Origin of the sequence: Gottfriedia sp. NPDC056225 (assembly GCF_042267765.1) — a bacterium.
Classification (GTDB): domain Bacteria; phylum Bacillota; class Bacilli; order Bacillales; family Bacillaceae_G; genus Gottfriedia.
On the sequence record NZ_JBHJTJ010000011.1, the window covers coordinates 64,266 to 70,550 of the forward strand.

The 6,285-nt window shown below is 30.7% G+C and carries 9 protein-coding genes; 4 read left to right on the forward strand and 5 right to left on the reverse strand.

What is annotated here, in order from left to right; translation table 11 throughout:
* Positions 1 to 20: 20 nt before the first annotated feature.
* Positions 21 to 584 carry a beta-class carbonic anhydrase gene (locus tag ACFCYN_RS09915; protein ID WP_172445735.1) on the reverse strand — a complete coding sequence of 188 codons (564 nt, stop codon included), beginning with the start codon at positions 582 to 584 and terminating at the stop codon, positions 21 to 23.
* A gap of 270 nt (positions 585 to 854) precedes the next feature.
* Between ACFCYN_RS09915 and ACFCYN_RS09920 the strand changes: the two genes are divergently transcribed.
* Entirely contained in the window at positions 855 to 1,679 is an 825-nt protein-coding gene (locus ACFCYN_RS09920; RefSeq protein ID WP_172445736.1) for an aldo/keto reductase, read from the forward strand.
* Positions 1,680 to 1,851: 172 nt separating this feature from the next.
* Here the strand turns inward: ACFCYN_RS09920 and ACFCYN_RS09925 are convergent, their stop codons facing one another.
* A complete protein-coding gene (locus tag ACFCYN_RS09925; RefSeq protein WP_375949042.1) occupies positions 1,852 to 2,541 on the reverse strand; it encodes an alanyl-tRNA editing protein in 690 nt (229 codons plus the stop codon).
* A 233-nt stretch (positions 2,542 to 2,774) separates the two neighbouring features.
* Here ACFCYN_RS09925 and ACFCYN_RS09930 point away from each other — a divergent pair, with 233 nt between their 5' ends.
* Both ACFCYN_RS09930 and ACFCYN_RS09935 read left to right on the forward strand, forming a co-directional pair.
* Complete coding sequence (locus ACFCYN_RS09930) at positions 2,775 to 2,864, forward strand: hypothetical protein (RefSeq protein WP_375949131.1); 90 nt, start codon at positions 2,775 to 2,777, stop codon at positions 2,862 to 2,864.
* Between the two features lie 11 nt (positions 2,865 to 2,875).
* Positions 2,876 to 2,998, forward strand: a complete 123-nt coding sequence (locus tag ACFCYN_RS09935; RefSeq protein WP_375949133.1) for a hypothetical protein — start codon at positions 2,876 to 2,878, stop codon at positions 2,996 to 2,998.
* A 36-nt stretch (positions 2,999 to 3,034) separates the two neighbouring features.
* On the opposite strand, the gene ACFCYN_RS09940 is transcribed toward ACFCYN_RS09935, so the two are convergent.
* Positions 3,035 to 3,496 carry a hypothetical protein gene (locus ACFCYN_RS09940; RefSeq protein ID WP_375949044.1) on the reverse strand — a complete coding sequence of 154 codons (462 nt, stop codon included), beginning with the start codon at positions 3,494 to 3,496 and terminating at the stop codon, positions 3,035 to 3,037.
* Positions 3,497 to 3,680: 184 nt separating this feature from the next.
* Here ACFCYN_RS09940 and ACFCYN_RS09945 point away from each other — a divergent pair, with 184 nt between their 5' ends.
* Entirely contained in the window at positions 3,681 to 4,040 is a 360-nt protein-coding gene (locus tag ACFCYN_RS09945; RefSeq protein ID WP_375949046.1) for a ribosomal eL19 family protein, read from the forward strand.
* 89 nt (positions 4,041 to 4,129) lie between these two features.
* Here ACFCYN_RS09945 and ACFCYN_RS09950 read toward each other — a convergent pair whose 3' ends face one another.
* Both ACFCYN_RS09950 and ACFCYN_RS09955 read right to left on the reverse strand, forming a co-directional pair.
* Positions 4,130 to 5,518, reverse strand: a complete 1,389-nt coding sequence (locus ACFCYN_RS09950; RefSeq protein ID WP_375949048.1) for a HAMP domain-containing sensor histidine kinase — start codon at positions 5,516 to 5,518, stop codon at positions 4,130 to 4,132.
* A 14-nt stretch (positions 5,519 to 5,532) separates the two neighbouring features.
* Positions 5,533 to 6,201, reverse strand: coding sequence for a response regulator transcription factor (locus ACFCYN_RS09955; protein ID WP_098117122.1), 669 nt, complete (start codon positions 6,199 to 6,201; stop codon positions 5,533 to 5,535).
* Positions 6,202 to 6,285: the final 84 nt, after the last annotated feature.

The window sequence follows — 6,285 nt, forward strand, 5'->3', positions numbered from 1 at the left end:
TAACTTTTTTGTTTAAATCATTATTCAGCAGATTTTTCATCTCTATTAATAACTTCTAATTTCCCTGTATGTGGGTCAATTACTAAGCCATGAACTTCTACACCTTCTGGAATAAGTGGATGGTTTTTAATAATTGAAACACTATGATTAACACTATCATATACATTTGTAAATCCAGTTAACCATTTGTCTAAATCTAAACCTGAAAAATCTAAAATTTTCAAGTTCTCTTCTTTAATACCTCTATCAATCATTTTTTCCTTCATTTTAGCTGGGTTTGTATTCCCCATACCGCACTCATGATGTCCAATTACTAATACTTCTTTCGCACCAAGCTCATAAATCGAAACTAGTAAGCTTTTCATAACAGAGCCAAACGGATGCGCTATAATTGCACCAGCCGTTTTAATCATTTTTACGTCACCATTATGAATATCAAGAGCTTTCGGTAAAAGCTCAACTAGACGTGTATCCATACAAGTAACAACTACAACTTCTTTGTTCGGAAACTTTGAAGCTACATATTGCTCATAATCCTTATTCTCAACAAACTTCTTATTAAATTCTAAAATCTGATCTAACACAAAATTCCCCTCCAAACAAAAATAAAGAGCTTTTTTTCTATACCTATTTTGAAGGAAAAGCTCAAAATATACAACCAATTTGCACTCATTGATAGTCTTATTCTAAACCAATTCATTAATTTATTACGCATTAATTTTATTTTTTACTAAATAATCATAATCCTTTTTCGTACGTATTTTTAAATTCCCATTAATTTCTATCAAAATTTTTTTATTTTGAAAGTTTATATTGTACACTAGATTTAGTCTTTAATAAGGAGGGAATTGAAAATGAAGTTTGAACATTCTATTGCATTACAAAATGGAGTTAAAATGCCACAATTAGGTTTAGGTGTGTGGCGAGTGTCACCAGAAGATGGTGTTGATGCAGTCCGAACAGCTATTGAAGTAGGGTATCGTCACATCGATACTGCAGCAGTCTATCAAAACGAAGAACAAGTAGGTGAAGCAATTCGTCAATCTGGTGTTTCTCGTGATGAACTTTTTATTACAACAAAAGTGTGGAACGCTGATCAAGGCTATGATACAACTTTAAAAGCTTATGATGAAAGCCTTAAAAAATTAGGCTTGGACTATGTTGATCTTTATTTAGTTCACTGGCCAGTTAAAGAAAAATATTTAGATACATATAAAGCATTAGAAAGACTTTACGATGATAAACTTGTTCCTGCGATTGGTGTTTCGAATTTTCATATCCACCATTTAGAAGATATTGCAGCTCATCGCAATATTCAACCAATGGTTGATCAAGTTGAATTACACCCATTTTTCCAACAAAACGAATTACATGAATATTGTCAAAAAAATGGTATTGCTTTAGAAGCATGGAGCCCTTTAATGCAAGGTGGCGACGCTTTAACAAACCCTGTAATTAAAGAGATTGCAGAGCAATACGGTAAAACAGCTGCCCAAGTCATTATCCGCTGGCACTTACAACGTAATGTAATCGTTATTCCTAAATCAATAACACCATCACGAATTCAAGAAAACTTTGATGTATTCAATTTCGAGCTTTCACCAAATGATATGCAACAAATTGCTACACTTGATGCGAATAAACGTGTAGGCCCAGACCCTGATAATTTTGATTTTTAAAAAGGAAAATATAATTAAAGAAATTTAAATAAAAATGGCTACCATTCGACTGAAAGGTAGTCATTTATTATTTTATTCCTTTAAAATCTTAAAGAATCCTTAAGCAATTCAGTGAATAACGGACCTATGACTAAATCAATACAGTCACGACTCAAAAGTTCACTTCATTTAATCATACTAAGTATATTTCGATTCGCTCTTTCCCTCCGCCTATATTATTTCGCTTTAGCTTTATTTCTTTAATTTCTCCTGTTCGCCTAATATGCGTTCCACCGCAAGAAACTTTTCCAAAACCTTTGATTTCCCAATATCTAATCTGATTTTCTTGATCATCATACTCACTATTTATTTCCAAATCTGCATCAATAAGCTCCATTGCTTTCTTCTCTAATAGAGGAAATGTTTCTGAAATTTTTCCATCCCAATAAAAATCAATTCTTGCTTTATCACTTGTAATATTTGCACCAATTTTTTCAGGTTCATTATAGTTTTGATACATTAGTTCTAAGATGATTTCCGCAGCAAAATGCAACTTCATAATTCGATATCTTTTCTCCCAATCGATCTCAACAACTACTTCCTGCCCTTTCTGTAGTTCATGGTTTTCGGGTAAAGTATAAATAATATCCAATCCGTCCTTTTTTGCGTCAATCACTTCATAATTTCCGATTTTGCCAGAGTCTGATTGTTGCCCACCTGAAAAAGCATAAATAATTGTTTGATTTAGTTTGACCATTAGACCATCTACTTTTGTAACAATTGCAGTCGTTTTTGAGAGATAAGGATCATTCCAAAATAGTTTTTTTACACCCATCATTTTTCTCCTTTTAAGTTTTACATTTTTACTATTGATTCTACTCATTGGATGATTTCCCTTTATATTTTTTTAAAATGCATATTATACTAAAAAAAACTTATAAGCTAGGAGTCTATATGTTTCTTTCCATTGATTATTTAAAACATGGTAATCCTAAACAACAGCTAGCACATTAAGCATTAACACGATTAAATATACTGAATGAATTAAAAGATCTTAGCCCTGTTCTATGCGGAACAATTACAGCAAATTTTACTTACGAAGGATTTGAGATTGAAATTTTCGGACAACCTGTTCCATCTATTAAACAAAATGCTTATCTTCATTTAATCATTGAGCATTTTATTTTACACAAAATCCAAATCTGAAAACTAAGATCATAAAACTAAAAACAGAACCAGCATTTTGTAAAATTTTAGGTTTAATAGGAGATTCATATGAGGAATTAATTAAATATCGAATTAGAACTAGAGCAATTGATTTAGAATTGAAAAATGAGTAAAAAAAAGAGGAACAATTTTGTCCCTCTATTCTAATTTTATTTAGTTACAACTTCACTACTTTTAACAAGCTCAATACGGATTTTCGTAAGCCCGTCTATTTCATCAACATATGTACTTAGCTTCCAATTTGCTGCAAGTGTATTTTTAATATTACTAACTGCTTCATTGGATAATTGGATTCCTTGAATTGCAGTTCCAACATCTTCATAATCTTTTTCAACTTCAATTCCAAATTTATATTTTAATAAAGTCATTAATGAACCTTTTGTTAAAAATTTAATTTGGTATCCTTCATTCACTAATTTAATAAAACTTTCTTTATCTTTCTTGTATAAATTTACTAAAGTTTCCCAATCAGGAAAACCATTACCATAATCATTTAAAAATTCGTAATTCTCTTCTTTCAGAGCATTAATTAACTGCTCATTTTCAACACCAGCATTGCGCAGTCTTTCAATCATTATGGCATTATTTATTGCGATCCCCACATAACTCATTATTGTTCTCCCTCCGAATTACAAGAATTTTCTTTTTATTCAACTTTATCATAAATTACAGGAGCAAACTATTAATATGATGTAGAATTTCTGATTACTAAATTGGATAGCCGAACGCTTTGTGAACTTTGTTAATTAAGTTGTGAACTTTGTTGATATATTGGTAGTTTTTGTTGATATATTAATGGTTTTTGTTGATATAGCACCAGTTTTTGTTGATATACCACCAGTTTTCGTTGATATAGCGCCGGTTTTCATTGATATACCACCAGTTTTTGTTGATATACCACCAGTTTTCGTTGATATACCACCAGTTTTTGTTGATATACCACCAGTTTTTGTTGATATACCACCAGTTTTCGTTGATATACCACCAGTTTTCGTTGATATACCACCAGTTTTCGTTGATATACCACCAGTTTTCGTTGATATACCACCAGTTTTCGTTGATATAGCGCCGGTTTTCGTTGATATACCACCAGTTTTCGTTGATATAGCGCCGGTTTTCGTTGAAACGAACCTATTCTCGTTAATTTCTTGTTAAATCTAGATGTTGACCATCTAAATCTCCATCAAAAAACCACAAGGATAATTAAATACCTTGTGGTCTTACTAGAAGACAACTCCATAAATCTATATTGTGTTTAATGTGATGATGGCAGTTGTTCCCTTCCCATTTTTACTCGTAATTTTCAAATCTCCGCCATAGTTTTCAATTAAGTTTTTCGCAATCGATAAGCCTAGACCATTACCTCCGTTAGCTCGACTTCTTGCTTTGTCTGCTCGATAAAATCGATCAAAAATATGATTAATATCTTCTTCTTTAATTCCGATACCGTTGTCTGAAACTTTTATTTCGATTCTGTTAGCAACTTGCGAAGTAGAAATATCTATTTTAGTGTGTTCTTTACTGTATTTAACGGCATTATCGAACAAAATAATTAAAATTTGCATTAAGTGCTCTCTTGCGATATTTGCTTTATTAACAACTCGATTAGTCTCACCTAGGTGAATTTCTAATTCTTCATGTAGCAGTTGATAATTGTTTATGATTTCATTTAAAACTTCTATAATATTTGTCGGTGCATATTGCTCTATTTTCTCAGTATTTTTCTCTAGCTTCGTCAATTGTAAAAGTTCATTCGTTAAAATAATCATTCTGTTCGCTTCATTAATACAAGTGTTTAATGAGTTTTCCAAAACAGTTTCGTCTTTTTTTCCCCAGCGATTAACTAGAGATAAATGGCCGTGAATGATTGCTAAAGGTGTTCTCAATTCATGAGAAGCATCTTCAACAAACCGCTTTTGTCTTGTAATTGAAGCTTCTAACTCATCCATCATTTTATTAAAAAGTAATCCGAGTTCCGATAGCTCATCTTTCGTTTCTCCTACAATAACTCGCTCTTTTAATTGATTATTTTTTATTTTAATCATTGTCTGGTTTAAATTTTTAATAGGATTTATTATTCTTTTTGATAAAAAGTAACCACTGAACATACTTAAAATTAGCGAGATAATTGTACCTAAAATAAGGATCATGAACGATTCTTTGATAAATTTCGAAAAGATTTCTACATTCATTGCAACTTCTAATACACCGTCGAAATTCTTATAGTGTAATGGTTTATTTATAATTAGAATCTCTTGATTGTGTAATCGATATTTTTGAATTTTGCCAACGTCATTTTTATTTATATAAATTTTAGGCATTGTTCTTGAAACAATAAATTTTACTCTTCCATCTTTATCTAATAGTCGAATCATTTCATTATTTTGGATAATTTTTTCAAAGAATTTTTTGTTTTCTGCAAAAGAAGCAGCATTCGGTTTTTTCGTTTTATAATCTTCATCCAAATAAGCTGACGTTTCATTCAACCTCTTTTCAATTCGATGCTGTTGTTGATTCATTACAGACATTTGAATTAAGCCAAGTTGAATAAGATTACATAATGTAAATATGAAAAACATAAGTACAGCGATTGTAATTGTTATTCTCCATCTAATCGAAAGCTTATTAAACAAGGAAAGATTCACCTCTACATCCTCATTACATACCCAGTACCCCTTACAGTGTGAATATAGGTATTATTCTTATCATCTAGTTTTGTTCTTAAATAGCTAATATAAACATCCACTACGTTTGTTTCAATTGTAGAGCCATAGCCCCATACAGTTTCTAATAAAATTTCTCTTGTTAATACACGATTTACATTACTCATTAATAAGTACAATAAATCGAATTCTTTTTTAGTTAAATCAATAACTGCTTCATCTTTTTTAACAACTCTTGCTGCAGAATCTAATGATAAGTCTTTAAATTTTAAGCAATGTAAATTTGTTGAGCGATCAATACGTCTAAAAATTGCTCGCATATGCGCTAAAAGTTCTTCAATAACAAATGGTTTTGAAATATAATCATCAGCTCCACTATCTAGACCAGAGATACGGTCGAAAACACTGTCTCTTGCTGTAATCATAATGATTGGAGTGTCTTTATGAGCTCTAATTCTTCTACAAACTTCAATTCCACTTAAATTAGGAAGCATTAAATCAAGTAAGATTAAGTCATACTCTTGGTCAATTGCTTGGTTTAATCCATCTCTACCATCATTTGAAATATGAACTTCATTTCCTTCATACTCCAATTCTAATCGTATAAAATTTGCTAATTCTTTTTCATCTTCTATAATTAATATTTTTTTCATTTATTTTATCCCTCATTTTTCATATAATAACATCTATAAAATAATTATTTATACTGATAAGGATATCTGTTTAAGATGAAAATG